This window comes from Streptomyces sp. NPDC033221 (assembly GCF_055577005.1).
On record NZ_JBVIQN010000014.1, the window covers coordinates 130,556 to 152,968 of the forward strand.

At 70.1% G+C, this 22,413-nt stretch carries 24 protein-coding genes and 2 pseudogenes; 18 read left to right on the forward strand and 8 right to left on the reverse strand.

Features of this window, described 5'->3' with window-relative positions:
* Positions 1-25: 25 nt before the first annotated feature.
* A complete protein-coding gene (locus ACZ53K_RS20305; RefSeq protein ID WP_468838250.1) occupies positions 26-727 on the forward strand; it encodes a GAF and ANTAR domain-containing protein in 702 nt (233 codons plus the stop codon).
* 315 nt (positions 728-1,042) lie between these two features.
* Here the strand turns inward: ACZ53K_RS20305 and ACZ53K_RS20310 are convergent, their stop codons facing one another.
* Entirely contained in the window at positions 1,043-1,744 is a 702-nt protein-coding gene (locus tag ACZ53K_RS20310) for a hypothetical protein (protein ID WP_468838253.1), read from the reverse strand.
* Between the two features lie 721 nt (positions 1,745-2,465).
* On the opposite strand from ACZ53K_RS20310, the gene ACZ53K_RS20315 reads away from it, so the two are divergent.
* Together ACZ53K_RS20315 and ACZ53K_RS20320 are read left to right on the forward strand one after the other, a co-directional pair.
* Complete coding sequence (locus tag ACZ53K_RS20315) at positions 2,466-3,812, forward strand: PP2C family protein-serine/threonine phosphatase (protein WP_468838256.1); 1,347 nt, start codon at positions 2,466-2,468, stop codon at positions 3,810-3,812.
* A 21-nt stretch (positions 3,813-3,833) separates the two neighbouring features.
* Complete coding sequence (locus ACZ53K_RS20320; protein ID WP_468838259.1) at positions 3,834-4,214, forward strand: STAS domain-containing protein; 381 nt, start codon at positions 3,834-3,836, stop codon at positions 4,212-4,214.
* On the opposite strand, the gene ACZ53K_RS20325 is transcribed toward ACZ53K_RS20320, so the two are convergent.
* The 3 genes from ACZ53K_RS20325 to ACZ53K_RS20335 all read right to left on the reverse strand — a co-directional run bounded on the left by ACZ53K_RS20325 (position 4,211) and on the right by ACZ53K_RS20335 (position 6,499).
* Positions 4,211-5,140: an anti-sigma factor RsbA family regulatory protein gene (locus tag ACZ53K_RS20325; RefSeq protein ID WP_468838262.1), complete on the reverse strand. Its 930-nt coding sequence runs from the start codon at positions 5,138-5,140 to the stop codon at positions 4,211-4,213. The two genes, ACZ53K_RS20320 and ACZ53K_RS20325, sit on opposite strands and share 4 nt — an antisense overlap.
* Entirely contained in the window at positions 5,140-5,502 is a 363-nt protein-coding gene (locus ACZ53K_RS20330) for an STAS domain-containing protein (protein WP_468838265.1), read from the reverse strand. The genes ACZ53K_RS20325 and ACZ53K_RS20330 overlap by 1 nt, the downstream gene beginning before the upstream one ends.
* Before the next feature lie 310 nt (positions 5,503-5,812).
* Positions 5,813-6,499 (reverse strand): response regulator, encoded by a 687-nt coding sequence (locus tag ACZ53K_RS20335; protein WP_468838268.1) that lies wholly within the window; start codon positions 6,497-6,499, stop codon positions 5,813-5,815.
* 476 nt (positions 6,500-6,975) lie between these two features.
* On the opposite strand from ACZ53K_RS20335, the gene ACZ53K_RS20340 reads away from it, so the two are divergent.
* From ACZ53K_RS20340 to ACZ53K_RS20375, 8 genes and pseudogenes are all read left to right on the forward strand, one after another.
* Entirely contained in the window at positions 6,976-7,296 is a 321-nt protein-coding gene (locus tag ACZ53K_RS20340) for an FtsX-like permease family protein (protein WP_468838271.1), read from the forward strand.
* 109 nt (positions 7,297-7,405) lie between these two features.
* Positions 7,406-8,869: a DUF2079 domain-containing protein gene (locus ACZ53K_RS20345; RefSeq protein ID WP_468838274.1), complete on the forward strand. Its 1,464-nt coding sequence runs from the start codon at positions 7,406-7,408 to the stop codon at positions 8,867-8,869.
* Positions 8,870-8,998: 129 nt separating this feature from the next.
* A complete protein-coding gene (locus tag ACZ53K_RS20350; RefSeq protein WP_468838277.1) occupies positions 8,999-9,493 on the forward strand; it encodes a DinB family protein in 495 nt (164 codons plus the stop codon).
* A 108-nt stretch (positions 9,494-9,601) separates the two neighbouring features.
* A pseudogene (locus ACZ53K_RS20355) lies at positions 9,602-10,084 on the forward strand (ATP-binding protein); the annotation flags it as partial.
* Between the two features lie 64 nt (positions 10,085-10,148).
* On the forward strand, positions 10,149-10,466 hold the full coding sequence (locus ACZ53K_RS20360) for a hypothetical protein (protein ID WP_468838449.1): 318 nt from the start codon (positions 10,149-10,151) through the stop codon (positions 10,464-10,466).
* The gene (locus ACZ53K_RS20365; RefSeq protein ID WP_468838280.1) at positions 10,379-11,278 is read left to right on the forward strand and encodes a hypothetical protein; all 900 of its coding nucleotides are present in this window, start codon (positions 10,379-10,381) and stop codon (positions 11,276-11,278) included. The genes ACZ53K_RS20360 and ACZ53K_RS20365 overlap by 88 nt, the downstream gene beginning before the upstream one ends.
* The gene (locus ACZ53K_RS20370) at positions 11,275-11,724 is read left to right on the forward strand and encodes a LuxR C-terminal-related transcriptional regulator (RefSeq protein WP_468838283.1); all 450 of its coding nucleotides are present in this window, start codon (positions 11,275-11,277) and stop codon (positions 11,722-11,724) included. The genes ACZ53K_RS20365 and ACZ53K_RS20370 overlap by 4 nt, the downstream gene beginning before the upstream one ends.
* 211 nt (positions 11,725-11,935) lie before the next feature.
* On the forward strand, positions 11,936-12,856 hold the full coding sequence (locus ACZ53K_RS20375; protein ID WP_468838286.1) for a hypothetical protein: 921 nt from the start codon (positions 11,936-11,938) through the stop codon (positions 12,854-12,856).
* Positions 12,857-12,872: 16 nt separating this feature from the next.
* Here ACZ53K_RS20375 and ACZ53K_RS20380 read toward each other — a convergent pair whose 3' ends face one another.
* A complete protein-coding gene (locus ACZ53K_RS20380) occupies positions 12,873-13,322 on the reverse strand; it encodes a MarR family winged helix-turn-helix transcriptional regulator (RefSeq protein ID WP_468838289.1) in 450 nt (149 codons plus the stop codon).
* A gap of 152 nt (positions 13,323-13,474) precedes the next feature.
* On the opposite strand from ACZ53K_RS20380, the gene ACZ53K_RS20385 reads away from it, so the two are divergent.
* A complete protein-coding gene (locus ACZ53K_RS20385; RefSeq protein ID WP_468838292.1) occupies positions 13,475-13,993 on the forward strand; it encodes a phenolic acid decarboxylase in 519 nt (172 codons plus the stop codon).
* Between the two features lie 27 nt (positions 13,994-14,020).
* Here the strand turns inward: ACZ53K_RS20385 and ACZ53K_RS20390 are convergent.
* A pseudogene (locus ACZ53K_RS20390) lies at positions 14,021-14,425 on the reverse strand (response regulator); the annotation flags it as partial.
* A gap of 266 nt (positions 14,426-14,691) precedes the next feature.
* Here ACZ53K_RS20390 and ACZ53K_RS20395 point away from each other — a divergent pair.
* Both ACZ53K_RS20395 and ACZ53K_RS20400 read left to right on the forward strand, forming a co-directional pair.
* A complete protein-coding gene (locus ACZ53K_RS20395; RefSeq protein ID WP_468838295.1) occupies positions 14,692-14,901 on the forward strand; it encodes a hypothetical protein in 210 nt (69 codons plus the stop codon).
* Entirely contained in the window at positions 14,898-15,623 is a 726-nt protein-coding gene (locus tag ACZ53K_RS20400) for a restriction endonuclease (protein ID WP_468838299.1), read from the forward strand. The genes ACZ53K_RS20395 and ACZ53K_RS20400 overlap by 4 nt, the downstream gene beginning before the upstream one ends.
* 583 nt (positions 15,624-16,206) lie before the next feature.
* On the opposite strand, the gene ACZ53K_RS20405 is transcribed toward ACZ53K_RS20400, so the two are convergent.
* A complete protein-coding gene (locus ACZ53K_RS20405; protein WP_468838302.1) occupies positions 16,207-16,410 on the reverse strand; it encodes a hypothetical protein in 204 nt (67 codons plus the stop codon).
* Positions 16,411-17,447: 1,037 nt separating this feature from the next.
* On the opposite strand from ACZ53K_RS20405, the gene ACZ53K_RS20410 reads away from it, so the two are divergent.
* The 3 genes from ACZ53K_RS20410 to ACZ53K_RS20420 are packed head-to-tail and all read left to right on the forward strand — an operon-like array spanning position 17,448 to position 19,803.
* A complete protein-coding gene (locus tag ACZ53K_RS20410) occupies positions 17,448-18,788 on the forward strand; it encodes a sensor histidine kinase (RefSeq protein ID WP_468838305.1) in 1,341 nt (446 codons plus the stop codon).
* Positions 18,785-19,126, forward strand: coding sequence for a hypothetical protein (locus tag ACZ53K_RS20415; RefSeq protein ID WP_468838308.1), 342 nt, complete (start codon positions 18,785-18,787; stop codon positions 19,124-19,126). The genes ACZ53K_RS20410 and ACZ53K_RS20415 overlap by 4 nt, the downstream gene beginning before the upstream one ends.
* On the forward strand, positions 19,123-19,803 hold the full coding sequence (locus ACZ53K_RS20420; RefSeq protein WP_468838311.1) for a response regulator: 681 nt from the start codon (positions 19,123-19,125) through the stop codon (positions 19,801-19,803). Before ACZ53K_RS20415 ends, ACZ53K_RS20420 begins: the two co-directional genes overlap by 4 nt.
* 280 nt (positions 19,804-20,083) lie before the next feature.
* On the opposite strand, the gene ACZ53K_RS20425 is transcribed toward ACZ53K_RS20420, so the two are convergent.
* Positions 20,084-21,046 carry an alpha/beta hydrolase gene (locus ACZ53K_RS20425; RefSeq protein WP_468838314.1) on the reverse strand — a complete coding sequence of 321 codons (963 nt, stop codon included), beginning with the start codon at positions 21,044-21,046 and terminating at the stop codon, positions 20,084-20,086.
* Between the two features lie 531 nt (positions 21,047-21,577).
* Here ACZ53K_RS20425 and ACZ53K_RS20430 point away from each other — a divergent pair.
* The gene (locus ACZ53K_RS20430) at positions 21,578-22,363 is read left to right on the forward strand and encodes an ABC transporter ATP-binding protein (RefSeq protein ID WP_468838317.1); all 786 of its coding nucleotides are present in this window, start codon (positions 21,578-21,580) and stop codon (positions 22,361-22,363) included.
* The last annotated feature ends 50 nt before the right edge of the window (positions 22,364-22,413 follow it).

The window sequence follows — 22,413 nt, forward strand, 5'->3', positions numbered from 1 at the left end:
TCAGAGGAAAAGGGGCGACCGGCCGATGGCCGACAAGGATGTGCTGTTCGCGGAGATGTCGCGGTTCGTCGGCACGCTGGCCGCGCTTCCCCCGGTCGGCCAGGTGCTGCACGAACTGGCCCGGTGCGGCGCGAGCAGCCTGGGAATGCGCAGTGCCGGCGTGTCCCTGTATGTGGACTGCTGCCCGCGGCTCGCCGACGCCCTGGACGAAGCGTCCACCGCGCTCGGCGAAGCGCAGGAGCGCCTGCACGGCAGTCCGTGCGCCGACGCGCTGCGGACCGCGCGTCCGGTGGTCGTGGTGGACCTGACCCGGGCCCCCGGGCGCTGGACCGCCTACGAGGAGGTGGCGCGCCGATTCGGCGTGGTGGCCCTCGCCAGCGTCCCGCTGTACGGCGACGGCCGGGTACTGGGGACCGTCGACCTCTATGACACGGCCGCCCGTCCCTGGCCGTCCCACGACATGGCGGCGGTCCGATTGCTGAACGACATGGCCGCCGCCTACCTGGCGCACTCCGCCGCCCTCGGTGAACTGAAGCGGCTGGCCGACCAGTTGCGGCAGGCGTTGGCCAGCCGGGTGGTCATCGAGCAGGCGAAGGGCGTGATCTCCGCTGTGCGGCAGGTCTCCACCGACGAGGCGTTCGACCACCTGCGTCAGCACGCACGCTACCGGCAGGCGAAGCTCCACGACATGGCGCGAGAGGTCGTGCGCACCCGTAACAGCCCCTGAGCCACCCCGGCACGGCGCCCCCACCCGGACCGTCACGATCCCCGCCTGCCCTGGCGGGGGCGCCTCCCTGACCTCCGTCAAGCCTGAAGCGTGTTGCACAAGGTCGCGAACTGGCAGGCCAAGGCGGGTTGCGGGCTGGTTCTGCTCATGCGGCGAGGGCGAGGTTTGCATGTGGGCCATGGCCTGGACCAGACGACACCGAACAGCGGTGTCAACTGCTGCATGGTCAGGTTCATACGGCAGTTCACCAAGGTGATCACCGCGCTGCGGCGTGCGGGAGCCGACCCGGTCCGCGCCCGCGCCGAGCACACCCTTTCATTCGATGCCCGTCGACAGCACGCCACCGACTCCGGCGGCCATGGCCGCCACAAAACCGGGCGACCCCCACAGTCCGGCTGCGATCCCGACAGCGGCCCCGCCTGCGAGCGCGACGCCGCCGGAGAGCCCGACCGCGAGATCGCTGCGGATCGTTCCGCGCGGTGATGTGGCCTTGGAGGGCTCGCTTGCGAAGCCGGACGCGAGCGCGAACATGAGGCCGCCGAGTACCGCACCGAGTGTCCCGCCCGCGGCCGACCGGGCGAGCAGTACGCCGATGCACCCGCCTGCGACCGCACCGATCAGCGCCCCCACGAGCCCGTCCTTGAGCGCGATCCTGAACTGCCGCAGCCCGCTGGGAGTGAGCACACGCCCCCAGGCCATCCGCTTGGGCGGATGCACCCGGCGCAGCGAGGCGCGGACGCTGGCCGCCGTCGCCGCGGCGCTCACCAAGGCTGCGGTGAGCGCCGGAGTGGTGGTGGTCCAGGCGAGTGGCAGCGTCGTCAGGACCATTAGGCCGGTCAGGACACCGTCCACGACACGGACTCGGACGTCGCCCGCCATCGGCCACAGCCGGGCCAGGACGAGGTCGGTGGTGGAGCGCGGGCCGGCCTCCGGAAGTGGCTGAGGATCGGCGAAGTTCAGATAGGCCGCCAGACGTGCCAGCCAGAGGTGTACGTCCTGGCTCAGAACGATGGCCACCAGCCCCGTAGCCACGCTGATGGGCAGTGCCGGTAATCCGACGGCTGCCGCCCGCGCACCGGCCCAGAGAGGGCCACGCCCGAGTCAGCACTCAGTGGAGGTAAGCCGTGCCCATAACTCCCCGGTCATTGGTCGGCAGTTCGTGGCGGAAACGCCGGCGAACGCTTACCACAATCTTGTCGTCGTTCCTGTGTTCGGCTATGCGGTGACGTCCACCGTGCCACTTCTACGGGCCATGACAGGTCGGGCGAACCGTGTTCGAGCGGGTGTTTGCCTGGCCGGGTGGGTGGTGCTCTTCGCGATCGATGTCGGTCGGGGGAGCCTTCCGAAGAACACCCCGAAACTCTGGAGTCTGTTCAGTAACGGCCGCCGGTCGGCTTCGGTACTGAAGAGAGGGTCGCCGGCGGCACCCGGTCCATGCGGGGCGAGCGCACCGTTGGCCTTCGCGATTCCCGCCCCATGTCTTGTCCCGAATCCAAACCCTTTGGGATACCCCGTTCACACGATCGAAGGTGAAGGCCGCGCTGAGGGGGCATGTGCCGCGGTGCTCCGATACGCTCGCGGCGATGCCTACATATCGGCGGCGCTTGGTTGGTGATCTGTTTTCCCAGGGGTGGTGGCAGCTGTGGCGCCGTTGCGTCGGCCACTGTGCTGCCGTGAAGGGCGAGAAGCAGGGCGGGTCGGTGAGCCTGCATCGTGACCGGGCCGCAGGAGGGGCAGGATGAACACTGCTGTCACGGAAAGAGAGCGGTTGGCCGCAGTGGCCCGCTACGGCATCGTGGACATCCCCGCCGAGCCGTCCTTCGGCCGCATCGTGGCTCTTGCGGCCCGTTGGTTCGACGCCCCCATCGCCACCGTGACCATCGTCGACGCGCACCGGGTGCGGTTCAAGGCTTCCTGTGGTCTGAAAGGGCTCACCGAAGCCGCCAGGCACCCTGGCTTGGCGGAAGCGGCGCTGCTGGCTGACGGCCCCTATGCCGTCTCCGACACCCTGCGCGACGCGGTGGCATCCGGTCACCCCTTGGTCACCGGGCCGCCGGGCGTACGGTTCTATGCCGCCTGCCCGCTGACCACGCGCGAGGGCCACCGGCTGGGCACGGTGGAGGTGTGGGACACTCGCCCCCGCCATGCCAGCTCTGAGCAACTGGAAGCGCTGCAGGACCTGGCCGCGGTGGTGATGGACGAACTGGAGACGCTCCGGCGCGCTGCGTCGACGGTGCGCGCCGAGCGCCGACTCCGCAAGCGGGCCGAGGCGGAGTGGGCCGAGAGTGAGCTGCTGGCCACCACGCTGGAACGCATGCTCGCCCCGCCGCAACTGCCGACCGTGCAGGGTCTGGAACTCGCCAGCCACCTGCGTACCGTCGGCCCCCGGCAGATCGGCGGTGACTTCTACGATGTCTTCTCCCTGCCCGGGAATCAGTGGGCCTTCGTGGTCGGGGACGTATGCGGCAAGGGCGCCCAGGCCGCATCGCTGACCGCGCTGATCCGCCACACGGTACGGGCCCAGGCCCTGCACAATCCGGCGCCCGCGGCCGTGCTGAGTGCCTTGAACCGGATCTTGCTGACGGCTCCCGGGGAAGGACGGCCGGGATTCTGCACCGCCATGTACGGATTGCTGCGGCGTGAACCCGCCGGCAGGCCGCCGGCACAGCGGGGCTTCACCCTGACGTTGGGCAGTGGCGGACACCCGTGCGCTTTCGTGCTGCGCGCCGACGGCACGGTCGAACGCCTGCGGCCGGAGGGCGGCATGCTCGTCGGAGCCCTGGCGGAGGCCACCTTCGCCGAGTGCGGTGCCCACTTGGGGCCTGGTGATGCGCTGCTGCTGTACACCGACGGGCTGACCGAGGCCCGCCTTGCCGACAGCAGCCTGTTCGGCGAGGACGGTCTGGCGCGTCTGTTGCCCCGGCAGGCCGGGGCCGGGGCTGCCGCACTGACCGAGGCGATCAGCGCGCTGCTGACGGACCTGGAGGCCGCGGTGTGCGACGACGTGGCCGTGGTGGCGCTGGCTGTGCCGACCGCCGGCCCGGGCCGCGAGCAGGGCCTGCCAAGACCACGGCAGGCGGATTAACCCACAGCGAAGGGCAGGGGCATGGCCGATACGGACCTGACGGTGCACGACGCTCGCCAGGTGGGCACGTGGACGGTGGCCGCCGTCACCGGCGAGATCGACTTCGGCAGCGCCGACGTCCTGTACAGCCAGGCGCGCCGGCTCATCAGTGAGGGCCCAGGGTGCCTGCTCCTCGACTTCTCCGCGGTCACCTTCTGCGACTCCTCCGGCATCAGTTCCCTGATCGGCCTGATGCGCGAGGCCCGCATGCGTCACGGGACCTTGGCTCTGGCCGCAGCACCCGACCGCGTCAGCAGGGCACTGCACCAGATCGGGCTGCACCACTTCATTCCCGTCTACCCCGACATCGAGGCGGCGCTGGCTGCCGCAACCAGCGCCCCGCCCCCGCGCAGCAACGGCTAGCAGGTGAAGTAGCAGCGCACCGTGGTGCCGCGCTCGCTGGTGTGTATCCGCACGAGGTCGGCGACCAGGTGGACGAGCAGCAGCCCACGCCCGCCGACCTGCCCCGCAGGCGCAGGGTTCCGTCCGGCCAGCGGGTCGGCCAGCTGGCCACTGTCACCCACCTCGCACACCACCTGCCGTCCCTCGTCCCAGATCCGCAAGGTGCCCGAACCTCCGCCGTGCACCACGCTGTTGGTGGTCAGTTCGGCCACGGCCAGCTCCATGTCCTGCAACCTGGCCCCGGTCAGTCCCAGTTCGCGCGCCCGCCCGGTGGCCCATCGCCGTACCGCGGCCAGTTCCGGTGCGCCGAAGCCGGCCGCCGCCGCAGCGAGCGGGGGAGCCAGCGGCTGGTTGTAGCGGGCGACGACGGCCTCGGGATCGTAGGCGGGGCTGGTCCGCCGGCCGCCCGGATCGATGATCGACGGGTGTGTGGCGTGCGCGTCGGCAAGCACCGTGGCATCCAGGCCGGCCGCGTCGTAGGGGCACAGGATCGATACAGCACGGCCGCGGAACGCCGCGTTGATGAGCGCCTCGTGCTGGGCACAGGCCGGGTACTCCACATCGGTGCGCTGTGGCCAGATCGGCTCGCCGATGATCCAGACGCGTCCGGGCGGCTGGGCATCGGCAAAAGCCCGCAGCACCCCCGGGATGATCCGGCCGGGGTTGCGCCCGGCCTGTGTCATGTCGATGAAGCGCACCGCGTCGGCGGACCGGCCCAACTGCCGCTTCAGCAATCCGTGCCGGGCGGCGGGAACGGCGACGGCCACCGGTTCCCCGGCCTCCAGACCGTCGAGGATGAACGGTACCGTCCCCTCCACGTACTGCTGGTCGTCCCAGTAGAACAGTGCGGGGTGGGCGAAGGGCCCGTCGGCTGGGGGAGCGTGCATCACAGCGTCACCTCCATCGCCGCCAGATCGGGCCAGAAAAGCTCCAGCAGACGCCGCAGCGTACCCGGCGGCCGGCTGACGACGACGCGCCGCCCCTCGCCCAGATTGTGCGCGGTGTGGGCCAAGGCGGACGCGCCGGCCACATCGATGAAGGTCACCGCCGACATCTCCATGTGAAAGACATCTTCCTCGCACCGGGCAAGACGCTCCAGCGCCCCCTCCCAGACCGGGCGTGTGCTCAAGCTGATCTCCCCTGACGCCCGCAGCCCCGGCCGGTCCGGCAACGGGCACACCGTCAACACGGCCTCGCCGGGCAACGGCCCGCCAGGCCCCCGCGAGAGCTCCACCCAGCCCTCCTCCATCGTTTCACCGTCAGTATCGCGCCACTGGCCGCTGTCTGGATACTCGGCACCGCAAGCTGTGCGGTGCCTTGGCCACTCCGCGAACAGTACTTCGGGCCCCTGGGCTCGTACTGAACGTTCCTCACCGTATCGGAGAGGGCCGGACCAGCTCTCTCCCGACGATGAATGAGGTCAGCGGGCCGGGGCGGGCCCGGAGGGCGCGTTCTCCGTCCGGTCGAGGTTCTTCTGGAAATCACCCACCCCGGTGAGCCGGCGTCCTTCCCGGTGCCCCCCGCGCTGCCCAGGCCCGGTGGCCGCGGCGGGCGTGCTGTCAACAGCCGTCCGGCACCGGAGGCTGCTGGTTCCGCGGAGGGGGTGGGGCGGCGTGATCGAGCAGGAGGTCGGTGTGCTGGCGCAGGCGGGCCAGGCGCTGGGCCAGGGCCGCGGCGGAGGCGAGGGCGCCGGCCGGGAGGGTGTGGGCGGGCAGCTGGGCGTACAGGTCCTGGGCGGCGTCCTCGGCGTCGCACAGCCGGGCGTCGATTTCGACGAGCAACGGGCTCATGGCCGGTGGGGTGGCCGGCTGGCTGGTGCGGTGCTGGTGTTCGGTTTTCAGCAGGGCGGTTTGCTCGTGCAGCCGGCGGTTGACGTCGTACAGCGCGACGAAGACGGCGACCTTGGCGCGCAGTACCCAGGGGTCGAAGGGTTTGACCAGGTAATCGACGGCGCCGACCGCGTAGCCGCGGAACGTGCGGTGGGCGCTGTGACCGGCGGCCGTCAGGAAGATGATCGGTACGTGGCGGGTACGGGCGCGGTGTTTGATGTGCGCGGCGGTCTCGAAGCCGTCCATGAGCGGCATCTGCACATCGAGCAGTATCAGCGCGAACTCCTCTGACAGCAGCGCCTTGAGAGCGGCCTCACCGGAGGTGGCGCGCACCAGGTGGTGGTGCAGCGGGTCCAGGACGGCTTCCAGGGCCAGGAGGTTTTCCACCCGGTCGTCCACGAGCAGGATCTTTATCACCTGCGTACCGCGCGGCGCGGGTGCCTCAGCGCCGACGGTGGGCCGAGGGGCGGGTACGGGGACGCCGGGCCCGCCGCCGCTTGACGGGCGGGACGCCGCAGCAGGTCTGTCACCGGGAGAGGGAGCGCCGGGTTGCAGCGCCCGCGTGCCGTTGGGCATGGCCATCTACGCCTTTCACCGGGCCGGCAGACAGCGCGCTGGTCGACGCGCGGCTCTCGCGCGCGTCGGTCGTGCCCGTCGGCCGGCCGGACATCCGTCCCTAAAACCATCGTTCCCCCGCCCGCCCCGGCCCGACACTCCCGCGCCGCGGTTTCCGGCCCGAGTCCGGCGTAAGCCCCGGGAGCGCCGGGGGAGATCACTCCGGAAGCGGTCAGGCAGCACGAAGCTGAGGAAGCGAGCCCACCTGTCGCCCCTGTACGGACGTCCGGGCGGGGCAGCCGTTACGCCGCACATCCCGTTCCCCCCCCACCTGCGCCATGGTCTTCCGCAGCGAACTCGACGCGGCACTGACCGAGGCCGCAGCCGCCGCCCGGGCCACGGATCTGAGCAAGGTCTACGGCGACGGCGAGACCCTCACGCTGTTCGGCGCGGTCCTCGGCATCGGCGTGGGCGCGTTCCTCGCCTGGGCCGGTGGCCGGTGGGCCGCCTCGCAGATGCCGCAGTACGAATTGGTCATGCCGTGGGGCCGCCTGGCCGTCTTCCTGGCCATTGCCCTGGCCGTCGGCGTCCTTGCCGCCGCCTGGCCGGCCCGTCGCGCCGCACGGCTGAACACCCTGCAATCCATCGCCGCGCAATGACTCCGAGCCGACAACCGCCTCCGGTGTCCCGCACGTCCGCCGCTCTGGCTGTACGCCATGTCTGCCAAAGGTCGGACACCCCCTTTCCGGAGTTCTTGAGGAGCCCCGCTTGACCGCCTTCGTCTCCTTCGCCGAACGGGCCGTCCCGGCCGTCGCGTACCGGCGGCGGCGCAATCTGATGGCGGCGGGTATCGCGGCCTTCGCGTTCACCGTGTACGCCGTCTTCGCACTGCGCCGCCACGCGCTGTTCCAGAGCACCGGTTACGACCTCGGAATATTCGGCCAGGCCGTACGCTCGTACGCCGAGGGCAGGCTGCCCGCCTCGCACATCCGGGCGGCCACCGGCGGTCCGGAGCTCCAGGACGCCGGCTTTCCCCTGTTGGGAGACCACTTCCACCCGGTGCTGGCCGTGCTCGGGCCCGTCTACCGGCTGCTGCCGCACATCGAGATCCTGCTGCTCGCGCAGGCCGTGCTCGTCGCCTGCTCGGCCTACGCCGTCACCCGCTCCGCCGCCCGTCACCTGGGCCATCAGGGGCGCTGGGCGGCACCGTGCCTGGGCACCGCCTACACCCTGTCCTGGGGACTGCAACAACTGATCGGCTTCGACTTCCACGAGGTCGCCTTCGCCGTACCGCTGCTCGCGTTCGCTCTCGCCGCCTACCTGGACCGGCGCTGGGTCACCGCCGCCTGCTGGGCCGGCGTGCTCCTGCCGGTCAAGGCGGACATGGGGCCGACCGTGTTCGTCTTCGGTCTTCTGCTGCTGCGCCGGCACCGCACGGCAGGGGCCACGCTGTGCTTCCTCGGCCCGCTCGCCACGGCCCTGATCGTGTGGGTGGTCATTCCGTACTTCAACCCCGAGGACACTTACGCCTACCTGGCCTCCGCCTCCTCCACCAGCGAGGCGGGCGGCGGACCGCTGGCGCATGCCTGGGAGGCGCTGTGCCACTTCCTTGTCCCCGGCACCAAACTCGGCACCCTCCTGATGGTCCTGCTGCCCACCGTCTTCCTCGCCCTGCGCAGCCCCCTGCTGCTGGTTGCGGTGCCCACGCTCGTCTGGCGTTTCGCCTCCGACACCCCGGCGTACGGGGGCCTGAAATACCACTACTCCGCGGTCCTCATGCCGGTCGCCTTCTTCGCCCTGATCGACGCACTGGCCCGGCTGAGCCGGAACCCCGCGCTTCGGGACCGGGGCCGGACCCTGCTCAGGGCCGTACCGGCCATCACCCTCGCCATCGCCTGCCTGACCTCGCTCGCCATGCCCCTGCGGCAGGCCGTCGGCCCGCGGTTCTGGCAGGACGCCCCGCGGGCCGCCGCCGCACGCGCGGCCCTCGCCCATGTGCCGGACGGCGCCCGGGTCGCCGCGAGCAACGGCCTGGCCCCCCACCTCACCGACCGGGCGACCGTCCATCTCGCCTCCCATGAGGCGACGCGTCACCAGCCGGCCGACTGGATCATCGTCGACACCGCGGAGACCTTCCCGGACGGCGGCCCACCCCCCGTACTCGACCAAGCCGCCGCCACCGGCTACCAGCAGGTGTTCACGGCTGACGGGTATGTGGTGCTGCGGCGGTGACCCATCGGCCGGCACTCGCCGGCACCGAGCGGAAAAGCTCGTACCCACACGGCATTCTTGGCACGGAAACAGCCCTGAGAAACTGACGAACCACGGAGACGCACGGTGGCAACCACTCAAGAACCGCCCATGACCCTTTCAGCGCCGGACGCACTCATGGCCGGATACCTCGACTTCTATCGCAGCACGGTGCTGCGCAAGCTCGACGGCCTGTCCGACGAGGAACGGCGCCGCAGCAGAGTCCCCTCCGGATGGACGCCACTGGAACTGCTCAAGCACCTGGCCCATGTCGAGATGCGGTGGCTCAGGTGGGGGTTCTCCGGTGAAGACGTAACGGAGCCGTGGGGGGATCTGGAATGCCGCGGTGGCAGGTGGCGGGTCGGCCCCGAGGAGACGTTCGAGGAGGTCAGAAGATTCTTCGAGGATCAGTGCGACCGTTCCCGGGCCATTGTCGCCGCGGCCCGCTGGGAGGACCGAGCCGCGACCCTCGGCGGGAACGTCCTGCCGGAAGAGGAACGGCCCGCCCTGGGCTGGATCCTGTTCCACCTGCTCCAGGAATACGCGCGGCACACCGGGCACCTCGACATCGCACGCGAACTGGCCGACGGAAACACCGGCGAATAGGCCCCCGGTTTCCCCTTTCAGGAAAGGAGCCACCACCATGCAGCCCGTGCTTGCCATACACCGCGACCGCTCCGAAGGCGACATACGGCCCGCAAGATGGTGGCGCGCATGACGTCCGGCCCATTCCGCACGACCTCCGGCCCGCACACACAACACCTGGCAGGCCGTGAAGGGGAACTGGCGGCACTGGCATCTTTCCTGGCACGCGCCGCTTCGGGCGAGGGCGGTGGTCTGCTGCTGACCGGCGAGCGGGGCATCGGGAGGTCGGCGATGCTTTCCGCCGCTGTGGCCACCGCTCAACACCGGCACATCCAAGTACTGAGCGCTGCTGCCCAGGAGTTCGACCAGCGGGTGCAGTTCGGGGTGATGGCTGCATGTCTCGGCGTCCACCCCGACTCCACCGACCGGTGCCGGGCGGCGGCGGTCGAAGCCCTCTACGCGCGCGGGCGGCACCACGGTCCGGAGACGGCCGGTACCGCTACGGCATGGACCGATGTAGCCATGGTGCAAGTGCTGCTGGACCTGGTGGAAAGGCTGTGCCAAAAGGGGCCGCTGATTCTGGTCATCGATGACCTGCAGTGGGCGGACGCGGCGAGCCTGTCGGTGCTGCACCGGCTCCGGCTCGCCCAGAGGAAGCTCCCCGTAGCGGTGCTGTGTGCCCACCGCCTTTCCCACAAAGCCCTGCAACCCGCCGAAGTACCGCCTTCTGGAGCTCAAAAACAGCGACGAACTCCGGCTTGGACCGCTGTCCGGCGATGCCGTCACGGCCGTCGTCACCCACCACCTCGGCGCCCGCCCGGGGCCCCAGCTGTCGCGGCTGGTTGAAGGGGCGGGAGGAAATCCGCTGTTCGTGACCGATCTGTGCGCCGCGCTGCGCACGGACGGATGGCTCACACCCCCTGCCGGCAGACCCGAGATCGAATCTGCGAAGCGCAGCACACCGGAGTGCTGCACGACGACGGCGAACTGCTGAGGTTCCGCCACGGCCTGATCCGCCAGGCCTTGCATCGGGACCTGCCTGGCTCCCTGCGCGCTCTGCTCCAGACGAAGGCGAGCCGATCTCCCGCTCACAACGTCCCACCCCGCGAAGCCGACGGGAACGCGGCCCAGCACGACCGGCCCGCAGAGAACGCCGGTCACACCGACTCCGTACGGACTCGCGCTGTGCCGGACCAGCACGACCAGACAGCGCGACGCCCCGCAAAGACCGCCCCCACAGCGGAAGACCGTCTCCTCCAGCAGGCCCTGCTCCACTACGCGAGGGGCCAGTGGAACGACTGCCTGTCGAAGATCCCCAGCGGCGTGAGCGGAAAGTGCCCTTCACGGACTCTGAACGGCCTCGCGGCGCTGATCGCTCTGCACCGGGACCGGCGTACCGAAGGGGAGGCCCACCTGGCGGCTGTGGCAGCTGCCCGTGACACGGAGACGCGCACCCGGCTGCCGGACCTGCTCTTCCTCTACGGGACCGCGCTACGGCACGAGGCGAGCGGCGAGCCCCTGCAAGCCTTCCACGCCCTCCATCACGCCTGGTGCCAGGGCCGCGATGACTCATCGCACGAGCAACTCCTGCTGTCCTTCCTCGCACCCGGACTGACCCGTCTGGCGTTGGCACGCGAAGACACCGACTGCGCGCGGCTTGTCCTGCGCCGGGTCACGTCCTGGGCCCAACTCACCAGCGCGCCCGGCCACCACGCCGACGTCCACCACGCCAAAGGACTGTGCGAGCAAGATCCGCATCTTCTCCTGCAAGCGGCGACTGCCACCGGAGTGCGCATCGGCCGTTGAACGAAGCCCGCGCTTGCACGGATGCGGCCGAACTGTCCGCCCGTACCGGGCGTCTGCCGGAAGCCCGCGCTCTCCTGGGCCGGGCATGGGAGATCTACCACCGCCTCGGAGCCACCGCGGACGGAAACCGGGCCGCCGAACGGCTCCGTGGCGCGGGGGTGTGCCTGGAGAGCCACAGACACCAACGACGTCCCGCGCACGGCTGGGACGCGCTGACCGAAACGGAACTCCGGGACGCTGCCCTGGTCGCCGAAGGCCGTACCAATCCGCAGATTGCCGCGCCACTGGTCCGGTCCCGCAGCACCATACAGACCCATGTGTCGAGCATCCTGCGCAAACTCGGCCTGACCTCGCGGACAGCCGTCGCGGCGGAGTTCACCCGCTGGAACGGACAGTGGACTCCTACCGGATTGCGCCCGGATCGGTCCGGCATGAATCCGGCGTGAATCCAATTTCCTACCGGCAAGTATCGGTCAGGTGGGGGATGCGCGGCACATATCCCTCAACGCAGGATAGGCCGCAACGAGAACTCCTCCGGAACACCAACGGATTCTCTTCTCGCATCTCGAAGGAGCAACCATGCGGAATGAGGCAACAGGCGCCACGCGCCGGACGACAGCCACCACGCGCCGGACGATCCGGAGAAGGGGATGGGCCGTGGCCGTCCTCGGCACGGCCAGCCTGACCACGACAGTGCTCACCACCGCGCCGGCCACGGCCGCGACTCCGCAAGACGGATGGTACGCATCCGAGCAGCAAGCCGTGGACATGCTCGCCTCCACGGTCAAGCTGAACGCGAAGGAGGCGGTGAAGGGATACCCGACCGGTATCCAGGCGAACCAGTCCGTCACCCTGGCCCACGTCGCGAACGAGAACGGCTATAGTCCGGACGAGGCGGAACAGGACGCACTGAAGCTCGACAGCCTGAAGCCGAAGGAGGGCTTCGAAGCCCAGCCGCGCGAGGTCCACTCAAGCACCGCGGACAACAAGCTGAACGGGCTGACCGTACCGGCCGATCAGTTGTGCAACACGGACAGCGCGAACGTGGGCGCGGACTTCAAGGAAACCACCTGTGGGTTCGTCGGAAAGCTCGACCCGAAAGGGAAGTTCCCGATTTCGAGTGCGTCGAGCAAGGTCACCGGCAAAACGAAGGCCACCTGGTCCTATGAGACCGCGGTGGGCAAGGAGAACGCCGAAACCAAAGGCTGGTCCATAGGCGGGAAGCTCAACGCCAAAGTGACCACGTCGAACGCGCCGAACGGCGTGGGCAAATCGGGCGAGGCCGGGGCAGAGCTGAACTTCACCTACAACCAGTCGAACACCACCACCAGCAAGTGGTCCAGCACGAACAAGGAAACGTACGAGGACACGATCCCCGACACGGCCGCGATGGGCTGGCTCGAGGGGCGCGCCAACGGTACGTACTACAACGGCTATATCGTCGTCAGGGAAATCGTCAATTCCCCAAAGGTGCTGGGCAAGAAGCAAAAACTGGCCCTCATTCCGGCCCGGGTCCTGATCCAGGCCCCTGAGGCGCCTCAGCCTGTCGTCCTGGTCAAGCGAACCGACAAGAGGTAGGGCGGCCCGGGCCGTCTCATGCTTGCCCGGTGAGGGCCTCTGCTTCCAGGGCGGTGAGCAGTTCGGTGAGCGCGGGCAGTGACCGTTCCAGTGCCTCGCGGCTTTCGGGGCGCAGGCCGTCCAGGGCGCGGCGCAGGGCGGCGGTGCTGGTGCGGTCGTAGCGGTCGAGCATGTCGAGGGCCTTGGGGGAGGCGGTGAGGTGGGCGGTGCGCAGGTTGGTGGGGGAGGGGGTGCGTTCGACCAGGCCCGCTGTGGTCAGGGTGCGGATGAGGTTGCTGACGGTGGAGGGGGCCGCCTTGAGCCGGGCGGCGGCTTCGCGCGGGGTGATCGTGCCGGCTTCGGCCAGGACCCGCAGGAGTTCGATCTGGGCCTCGGGGAGGTCGGGCAGGCCCTCGGAGCGGCGGGTGCGCAGTACGGCTCGGCGCAGGGGGCCGAGGAGTCGGCCGAATTCGGTCGCGGTGTCCATGACCCCATTGTGCCCCAGCTAACATTTTGCAACAAAACTGTTTTGATGCAAAATGAAGGGGCGGGGTTCCGCACCGGTTTCATGCCGCGGAACTCGCCGTACGCAGCGCGCCCGTGGCGCTCCGGCACGCACCCCATACGAGGAGGACACCCATGACCACTGTCGCCGACCCCACTCCCGTCCAGGATCTCTCCGGGATCGTCGGCCACCGCTTCATCTACACGTACGCCAACGGCTGGCAGTACGAGATGTACGTGAAGAACGACCACACCATCGACTACCGCATACACAGCGGTCACGTCGGCGGCCGGTGGGTGAAGGACCAGGAGGTCGATCTGGTCCGGCTCGACGAGGACAGCTACAAGGTGTCGTGGACCGAGCCCACCGGCACCTCGGTCGCCGTCAACGTCATGCCCGGCAAGCGCCGCCTGCACGGCGTGATCTTCTTCCCGGACTGGATCCGCCGGCACGGTGAGCGCACCGTCTGTTACCAGAACGACCACCTGGACGCCATGCGCGCCTACCGTGACCAGGGCCCGGCCTACCCCGTCTACGTCGTGCCCGAATTCGCGACGATCACGCTGTTCGAATACGTCGGCGCTGACGACGACTCGGTCGTCTCCGTCGCTCCCGGTGACCTCCCCGCCGACTGGTCCCAGCGCACCAACTGACCCACCCACCCGCCCCGGCCGGAGCCGGCCCTTGGCCGCAGCCGGGGAGAGCAGCGATTCGTCCGCCGGGACGAGGCGGACGGCGTCGAGCAGCTGGGCAGGTTCGATGCCCTTGCCGAGGAAGCCGCTCGCCCCGGCCCGCAGGGCCTGGATGACGAAGTCGTCCACCTCGAAGGTGGTGAGGACGAGGACCTTCACCCCGGCCAGGTCTTCGTCCTGTCCGATGAGCCGGGTGGCTTCGATGCCGTCGACCTCGGGCATCCTGATGTCCTTGACGACGACGTCGGCGCGCTCGGAGCGGGTCAGCTCCACGGCCTCGCGTCCGTTGGACGCCTCCGCGACGACTCCCATGTCCGGCTGTGCGTCGATGAGCAGGCGGAAAGTGCCGCGCAGCAGGGCCTGTTCGTCGGCGAGCAGGACACGGATGGTCATCGGGGGCCTTTCGGGGCAGGGGGTGTCAGGTGGTCTGCGGGGTGAGGGTGAGGGGGAGTTCGGCCTGTACCCGGCAACCGCCCTCCGGACCGGGCACACCGCATGACCGCCCAGCAGCTCGGTATTCAGCCACATCAGACGGCTTTGTGCCATTCATCGGCAACCTTCCTCCCTCTCCCGCCGCAGTCCGGCTACACAGGAAGGGCCGGGACGGCGTGCGGCCGTTCCGGCCTGGTGATGCCCGGTCATGGGGGAGGGCTGGACGGTTGCTGACCATCAACGTGGCGGTGCTGCTCGCCGTCATCGTCATCCTGCGGCTGCGGCGGCGTACGCAAGCCCGCAGCCGCTTCGACGAGAAGATGACCGTCGTCATCGTCCTGGCCCTCGGCGTGCTGATCGCGCCCACCCCGATAGGCCAAGGCATCCTGAACGTTCTGGGGCAGCTCGTCAGCGGCATCACCCAGGCCGGCCAATGAGCCCCCGCAGGCGAAGGACTTCCGAGGCCAGGCGACCACCGACGCGCCGGCGCTCCCGCAGTTCGGCCAGGCGGCATCAGCGCGCACAGGACCGGCTGACCGGGCTCCTGGTGATGGCCGTCTTGTCCGTCGCCCTGGTGGTGGCCGTCGTCAACTGGCTGCTGGTCCACTGGTGGATCGTGGCCGCGGCCGCCGTGTTCGCGACGCTGGCCGGCGGCGGATGGCTCTACCAGAAGCAGCACCGGGCACGGTGGGAGGCGGTCCGTACGCAGGGTTTGCGCTACGGATTGTCCCAGCTGGACGCTCTGCACCACACCCGGTTCGAGGACGCGGTACGCGAGCTGATGCGCCGTGACGGCTGCCGGGACGCACTTCGGGTCGGGGGCGGCGGGGACCTGGGCGCCGACGTGAAGGCCACCGACCCCTACGGACGGCGCTGGGTGATCCAGTGCAAACACCGCCGCAACGGCCTGGCCGGGGCCGCGGTCGGCACGCCGGACCTTCAGGTCCTCAACGGCACCGCCCGTCAGGTCCACGGTGCCGACGTCGCGGTGATCGTCACCAACGGCCGGGTGACCGCACCGGCCGTGACCTTCGCCAAACAGCAGCGTCTCCACGTCGTTGACCGCCACACCCTCGGCATGTGGGCATCCGGTTCGCGCCCATTGTGGGAGCTGCTCAAAGCCGTGCCACCGCCCCGCAAACCGACCGCCCTGTCCTGACGCCTGTGAGCAGGCCGGGGCCCGCGTCCTGAGGCCGGCGCACTCGGGGCGATGCTGAGGCTGGTGCCCACCGGCTCGGCCTGACGCCACCCGCGCCGTCCTGCCCGGTTTCTGTTCGCAGGGCAGTGACCTCTGGCGGACGCAGTGCCATGACGTTCGTGCTGGGCCCGGGCGGGTGGTGGATGTAGACCAAAGGCACCCAGGCAAGGAGAGTTGGAACCGTCTTCCGGCTCCAGAGTGAGCACGATGCACAAGTGCGGCGGCACCCTGGCCGGAACCTGCAGCCAGCGCAGCACTTTCTGCGCTTCCTCCTCATCGAGAAGCGGCCCGGACTTGGTCCAGGTCACCACCGGCGGGTCATCCAACCGGTGGTGACCTTGGCCCAGTACACGTAGCGCTGGGTGAGATGAGCGTGTACGGCGGCGGACCGGCTGCGGTGCTCGTCCCTGGTGAGACCGAGACAGGCCAGGTCAGCGGCAAATCGGGCGAGGTGCACCACTGCGACTTACGGATCGACGTGGGCGCGGGCCCGCGAGTTGGCCCTGACTCGGACGAAACGCGCCTCCGGCCTGGCCAAGCGGCCTTACGTCCTTCGGCACCCACGCCGGTGCTCGGCCAGCAACATCAGGTCGACCGGGGACTTCACCGGCCCGTCCGCGCTCAATACGGCGGCGGTGAGCTCGAACAGCTCGTCGCGCCGCCTGGTCAGGCACGTGAAGAAGGCGCCCCCGAACCGGGACACCAGCGCGTACGCCTCCCGCCGGGGCCCGGATGAGAACTCACGCATCGCACGGCACAGTATCGCGCGAAAACCAAGCCGACCACGGTAACCCTGCCCCAAGCTCGGCACATGTTCGAGGCGAAGGCACCATGGACGGCATGACGATCAACCGAAAGGTCCATGCCGCGTAAACGGCCAGGACGCATCCGGGCCGCGTACGCCTGTGGACGGACTACGTCCACCGCCCAAAGCGAGAGTTGTGGCACGACTTCGACCAGCTCTGGCACAACGACAAGTGGTCCGATCGTCACTGGCTCTGCTGTGGAAACCCGCTCGAAGGCCGAGAACTCCGAAAGGCCATCAGCAGGCGCGACGCCTTCTGGACACTGCCCTCACTACCGTCCGTGTCGGACAAAGGGTAGAGAACAAGCTGAGGCTAGTCGAGTAGTCCGTGCAGGAGTGGGATCGCGCCAGCGGAGGGCCCTTCGCGGCGTGGTGAACCGTAGGTATTGGTCCGTGACGGGCCCGGAGGAGCTGGTGAGGAGGGGGAATGCGGTGGGGGGAAACTGGGCGGTACCACGCAGAACGTGCATCGCTCTTAGACATCCATGCCAGTCCACTGGAGGTTTCTGACCTGCGTGGACTGGCATGGATGTCAATGCTGACCGCGCCAGTACGCGGCGCAAGAGGCTCGTGGCGGAGCCGCGGTGTGACGGTTGCCGCAGGTTTGGCTGACGGCTCGGATGAGTGGTTTGCGTCGGCTGATGGCCAAAGGCGCACTCCTGGTGTCGGGGCTCGCCCCGCTGGTTCTTGAAGATGCCCTGGTGCCGACGGCGCAGATCTCCGGTGTGGGCTGGTCGGATGCCAGCAGCTTGGCCGCCTTTGTGCGGATGGACACTCGTCGAACCGGCCGGGAGGTTTGCGGCGCCACGCCGAGAGGCGTGCGTCTGCCGTCCCCCGATCGGGAGAGTCCTGGGTCAGCCGTGAGGACCAGGTTTGGTGGGCCTGCGGCGTCGATACTGGAGGGCATGGCACGTATCGGTCTGTACCGTCCCGCTCGTGGCCTCCCACCGGGGGGAGCACGGCGCGCTGTTGTGCGCGTCGTGGCCGAGACGCTGGGGATCGTCGCCGCCGGGCTGCTGGTGTGGGCGGCGGTGGCGCGGTTGGGGTTTTTGCCCCATGCCGGGGTGCAACTGGGGGTGCTGCTGGTCGCGGCCGTGTGTCTGTTGCCTTGGCGGCGGCGCCGCCCGGCGGCGGTCTTCGTGGTGCTCGCGGCGTTGACCGGGCCGGTGTCGTGCGTGGGGCCGCTGACGGCGGTGGCGGCGTATCGGGTGGCACGGCGGGTCACCTCCGTACGGCGGCGGGCCCGGCTGCTGGCTGTGGGAGGGACGGTGGCTGTGGTGGGAGCGACGGCGGCCGGGCCGTGGCTGGGGCCCGGATCGCTGCTCCACGGCTGTGTGCTCGGCTTCGTCCTGGCGGCGACCGCGGTGGTCGCGCCCGGGCTCGTCGGCACCGCCCGCGGGCAGCAGGAGCGGCTGGCGGACGCATGGCGCGAGCGCGGGCAGGCGGCTGAACGGGCGCGGCTGGCCGGTGACAGTGAGGTGCGGACTCGTGAGCGGTCCCGGATCGCTGCCGAGATGCACGATCTGGTCGGGCACCGGCTCAGCCTGATCTCGCTGCACGCGGGCGGCATGGAACTGGCGGCGGAGAACCTCGACCCCGAGCTGCGGGACCACGCCGTATTGGTGCGCGGGGCCACCGCGGACGCCATGCGTGAGCTGCAGCAGGTGCTCGGCATCCTCAGCCCGCTGGACCAGGATGCCGACCGGGAGGCTCTCACCGACACCACCGGCACCCGGGCCGACATCGAGGCGCTGGTCGCGCGTTCCGCCGATGGCGGTATCGACGTCCGGCTTTGCTGGCTGGGGCCGGACCTCGACGCCGGCGTGGCCGCGGTGCGCCGCGCGGTCCACCGCGTCGTGCGTGAGGCGCTGACCAACGCGCACCGTTACGCCCCCGCAGCCACCGTCACGGTGACGGTGGCGCAGGACGAGGATGCCGTGCGCGTCAGCGTACGCAACGATGTCCCCGCCGGGCCGAAGGACGTGGGCCCTTCGCCCGGCACCGGCCGGGGACTGACCGCGCTGGGAGAACGCGTACGGGTGCTGGGCGGGTCCTTCGAGGCCGGCCCGCTGCCGTCCGGGGGGTTCCAGGTGGCCGCGGTGGTGCCGGTGGAGCCCGGTGCCTGCGTCCCCTCGCACCGGACCGGCGCAGACGTTGGCCCGGACACCGCGGCCGACGGCGCCGCGTCCCATGACCGCGCAGACGCCGCGGACACCAACGTCGCGGGCGCCGAGGCCCTGGGCCGGGGCGCCGGGGGGGGAGTTTCTCCGGGAGCGGACCTGCGCAGAAGGCGACCGCCGTCCTCGGCCTGTCGGTGGTGACGGCGCTGATGGCGCTGGGCGCGCTCTTCGTCCACGCGAGCGTGCCCAGGAAGGTGGACCGGCAGGTCACCCAGCCACGCCTGGGTATGACCTATAAGCAGGTCGCCAAACTCGGCGTGACGGACAACGGCGCGGTGCGCGCGGCGGCCACGGGCCGTGAACCGCCCCGTCCCGCCGGCACGGCCGGCTGTGTCTACCCGCTCTACGGCGCCGCCGGACACCGCCCCGGCAGTGCGGCCATCACCCGCTACTGCTTCGGCGCCGGCGAACGGCTGATCGCCGTCGACCGCTTCACCGTCCCAGCCGTCCGCGACACCGCACCGTGGGAGATTCCGTGACCGACCCCGACCGTCCCGTGCGCCTGCTGCTCGCCGACGACGAGGAGATGATCCGCCACGGTGTCCGCCTGATCCTGCGGCACGCCGGCGGTATCGACATCGTCGCCGAGGCGGTGGACGGGCGCCAGGCCGTCGACCTGGCGGCCGTCCATCACCCGGACGTGGCTCTGGTCGACATCCGGATGCCGGTCTGCGACGGGCTGTCCGCGATCGCGCCGCTGTTGGCTCTCGACCCGGCGCCCAAGGTGCTGATGCTGACCACCTTCGGCGACGAGGAGAACGTCGTCGAGGCCCTGCGGGCGGGAGCCGCCGGCTTCCTGCTCAAGAACGACGGCCCCCGGGAGCTGATCGGCGCGGTGCACGCCGCAGCGGCCGGGGACGCCGTCCTGTCACCGGGCGTCACCGGGTCGGTGATCTCGCGGATGCTGCGCGGTGACACCACCGACGCCGACCGCAGGGGTGAGGCCGATGCGCGCCGGGTGGCGGCTCTGACCGCCCGGGAGCGAGAGGTTCTGGCCATGCTGGGGGAGGGGCTGTCCAACCCGGACATCGCCGTGCGGCTCGGCATCGGGGCGGGCACGGTCAAGACCCATGTGGCGGCCATCTTGGACAAGACCGGCTCGGCCAGCCGCGTCCAGGCCGCCGTGCTGGCCTACCGCTCGGGTCTGATCAGCTGACCCGCCCCGGCACCCCTTTTTGCGGTGCCTCGCCCCGGCATCCCGCCGGGGCGCCCCTGTGCGCGGACGCCGGGAAGGGGGGGCGGGCGATCCGCGGATGTACGGGAGGGATGGCTCTGTTCACGAGTTCCGGCGCAGATGTTCACCAGTTTCGGCAGCGCCTTCAGTGGTTGCTGTTCGGTTGTGTTCCCGGGGTCCTTCCGGGGCTGAAGCATGGGGGCTCGGCGCTGGAATGCCTACGTCGAGTCGGCGGGCTCGGCGCGGTGGAGCGCTGCCTCGGTCAGGGCAGGGCCTTGATCCACTCGGTGATGATGTCGACGTAGTGCCGGGCCATCGGTTCATGCATGGTGTGCGGGGCGTCGAGCGGGGTGAAGGTGACGGGTCGGCCGGTGGATTCGAGCAGGCGACGGGTCTGGGCGGCCTGGATGTCGGTCATGGCTCCCATGAGCTGTCCGGTGTCGGGATCGGTCATGTGGAAGTGGTGGGTGAGCAGCACCGGGCTCTTGACCTGGGCGAGCAGGGTGGCATGGTCGACGCCGCTGTTGGCGGTGTCGTCGGCCCACGCCTGGCCCCATTCGGGGTCGTACTCCTTCAGGTGCTGCACCGGGGTGGGAGACGCGCCGGTCCCGGGATTGCCGTCGCCCATCATGAAGCCGATTCCCGGGTGCAGGAAGGCGGGCAGCTCGTCGTGGGCGGCCTTGACCATCCCGGTCCAGTCGCCGATCGACCATTGCGGGCCGAGCCACTTGGCCCACAGCTTGAAGATCGGGCCGAGGGTCTGCATCATGCCCGGCCCGTACGGCGGAGCGGCCTGGGAGGAGAACAGCGGCGGGTCCTCCAGGATTGCGCCGCGCACCAGACCGGGCTTGCCGTAGGCGGCCACGTAGGCGGTGATGATGCCGCCGGAGGAGTTGCCGGCCACGATCGCGGGGCGCTGGATGACGAGGTCGATGAACCGCTCGACGTCCGCTCCCCAGGTGCCCAGGTTGTAGCGGCCGGGGGTCCAGGTGGTGCGGCCCTGGCCGCGCAGGTCGATCGCGAACACCTGGAACTGGGAGCTGAGCAGCCCGATCGCGTCCTCGTAGCCCCACCACGACTCGCCCTGCGCGGGGATCAGCAGCAGCGCGGGTGCAGCGGGGTCGCCTTCGGCGACGTAGTTCATGCGGATCTCGCCCAGGTCCACCAGCTGCTCGCGGTATCGGTGCGGGACGAAGGTGTCGGCGCGGTCAGCGGCCTCGGACATGCCCATGGTCGTACTCCTTGCACGGCGGCCGGTAGCCCAGAGTCAAAGGCGGCTACCGGCTGTCATCCTTCCTGTGAGCCGCCCGATCAGCGACCCGACGCCGACCGTAGAACCCAATGAGGACATCTGCTGTCCTCGATCTCCGTTTGCTCGCCCCGACTGTTCGGACCAGCGAGCCGAGCGCGTGCTGTCGTAACTGGTGAACATCTGCTGCCGCGACTCGTGAACAAAGCCAGGAGGCAGGTGCGCGGCGACGCGGGCACCTCCCAGCCCGCTCCGGACGCACAGGGCAGGTGACCGCTGTCCCGCTCTGCCAGCACCTGACCGTGTGCGTCGGCGCCTCTGCCGATCGGCAGAGATCCGCGGGCGTGGCCTCTCCCGGCCGGGACAGCGGCAGGCGTGCTCTCCAGCCCGGACGGTAGAGGGCGACTGCCGCCCTGCGGGCGATGTTTTCGCAGGTCAGCGACGTGAGGATGGAGTTCGAGCCCGCGGCCCCCGTCGCGGGCCGCCGTAGAGCCACCGGAGTCCTTCATGCCACAGGTATCCCCACCTGCCTTGTCCGCCCTGACCGCCCCCGTGGAACCGGCGGTCCGCGCGACCGGCCTGACCAAGACCTACGGCAGCGGCCAGACACAGGTCACGGCCCTGGACGGGGTGTCCGTGGAGTTCACCCGAGGCCGTTTCACCGCGGTGATGGGGCCGTCGGGGTCGGGCAAATCCACCCTGATGCACTGCATGGCCGGCCTGGACACCGTCACCTCCGGCTCGACCCGCATCGGCGGGGTCGAGCTGGCGCAGCTGAACGACCGCCAACTCACCCACCTGCGGCGCGACAAGGTCGGCTTCGTCTTCCAGGGCTTCAACCTGCTGCCCACCCTCAGCGCGCTGGAGAACATCGTCCTGCCCCTGCGGCTGGCTGGGCGCAAGGCGGATCAGCAGTGGCTGGACACCGTCGTCGCCACCGTCGGCCTCGCCGACCGGCTCGCCCACCGGCCCGCGCAGCTGTCCGGCGGTCAGCAGCAGCGCGTCGCGGTCGCCCGGGCGCTCGTCTCGCGCCCCGACATCGTCTTCGCCGACGAGCCGACCGGCAACCTCGACTCCCGCTCCGGCGCCGAGGTGCTCGGCTTCCTGCGGGACTCGGTACGGGAGCTGGGCCAGAGCGTGGTCATGGTCACCCACGATCCCGCTGCCGCCGCCCACGCCGACCGCGTGGTCTTCCTCGCCGACGGGCGCCTGGTGGACGACCTTCATAAGCCGACCGCCACCGCAGTCCTGGAGCGGATGCTCGCCTTCGACGCCCGCAGCCGCGTCTCCTGACGCCCTCCACACCGTTGCCGCGCGGCGCGCGGAGCCGACGGACCAGCTCT

Coding starts and splice junctions, on each gene's coding strand:
- ACZ53K_RS20305 (WP_468838250.1), top strand. CDS start 26: ATGGCCGACAAGGATGTGCTGTTCGCGGAGATGTCGCGGTTCGTCGGC.
- ACZ53K_RS20315 (WP_468838256.1), top strand. CDS start 2,466: ATGAACACTGCTGTCACGGAAAGAGAGCGGTTGGCCGCAGTGGCCCGC.
- ACZ53K_RS20320 (WP_468838259.1), top strand. CDS start 3,834: ATGGCCGATACGGACCTGACGGTGCACGACGCTCGCCAGGTGGGCACG.
- ACZ53K_RS20325 (WP_468838262.1), bottom strand. CDS start 5,140: ATGCACGCTCCCCCAGCCGACGGGCCCTTCGCCCACCCCGCACTGTTC.
- ACZ53K_RS20330 (WP_468838265.1), bottom strand. CDS start 5,502: ATGGAGGAGGGCTGGGTGGAGCTCTCGCGGGGGCCTGGCGGGCCGTTG.
- ACZ53K_RS20340 (WP_468838271.1), top strand. CDS start 6,976: ATGGTCTTCCGCAGCGAACTCGACGCGGCACTGACCGAGGCCGCAGCC.
- ACZ53K_RS20350 (WP_468838277.1), top strand. CDS start 8,999: ATGACCCTTTCAGCGCCGGACGCACTCATGGCCGGATACCTCGACTTC.
- ACZ53K_RS20365 (WP_468838280.1), top strand. CDS start 10,379: ATGGCTCACACCCCCTGCCGGCAGACCCGAGATCGAATCTGCGAAGCG.
- ACZ53K_RS20380 (WP_468838289.1), bottom strand. CDS start 13,322: ATGGACACCGCGACCGAATTCGGCCGACTCCTCGGCCCCCTGCGCCGA.
- ACZ53K_RS20385 (WP_468838292.1), top strand. CDS start 13,475: ATGACCACTGTCGCCGACCCCACTCCCGTCCAGGATCTCTCCGGGATC.
- ACZ53K_RS20400 (WP_468838299.1), top strand. CDS start 14,898: ATGAGCCCCCGCAGGCGAAGGACTTCCGAGGCCAGGCGACCACCGACG.
- ACZ53K_RS20405 (WP_468838302.1), bottom strand. CDS start 16,410: ATGCGTGAGTTCTCATCCGGGCCCCGGCGGGAGGCGTACGCGCTGGTG.
- ACZ53K_RS20425 (WP_468838314.1), bottom strand. CDS start 21,046: ATGTCCGAGGCCGCTGACCGCGCCGACACCTTCGTCCCGCACCGATAC.
- ACZ53K_RS20430 (WP_468838317.1), top strand. CDS start 21,578: ATGCCACAGGTATCCCCACCTGCCTTGTCCGCCCTGACCGCCCCCGTG.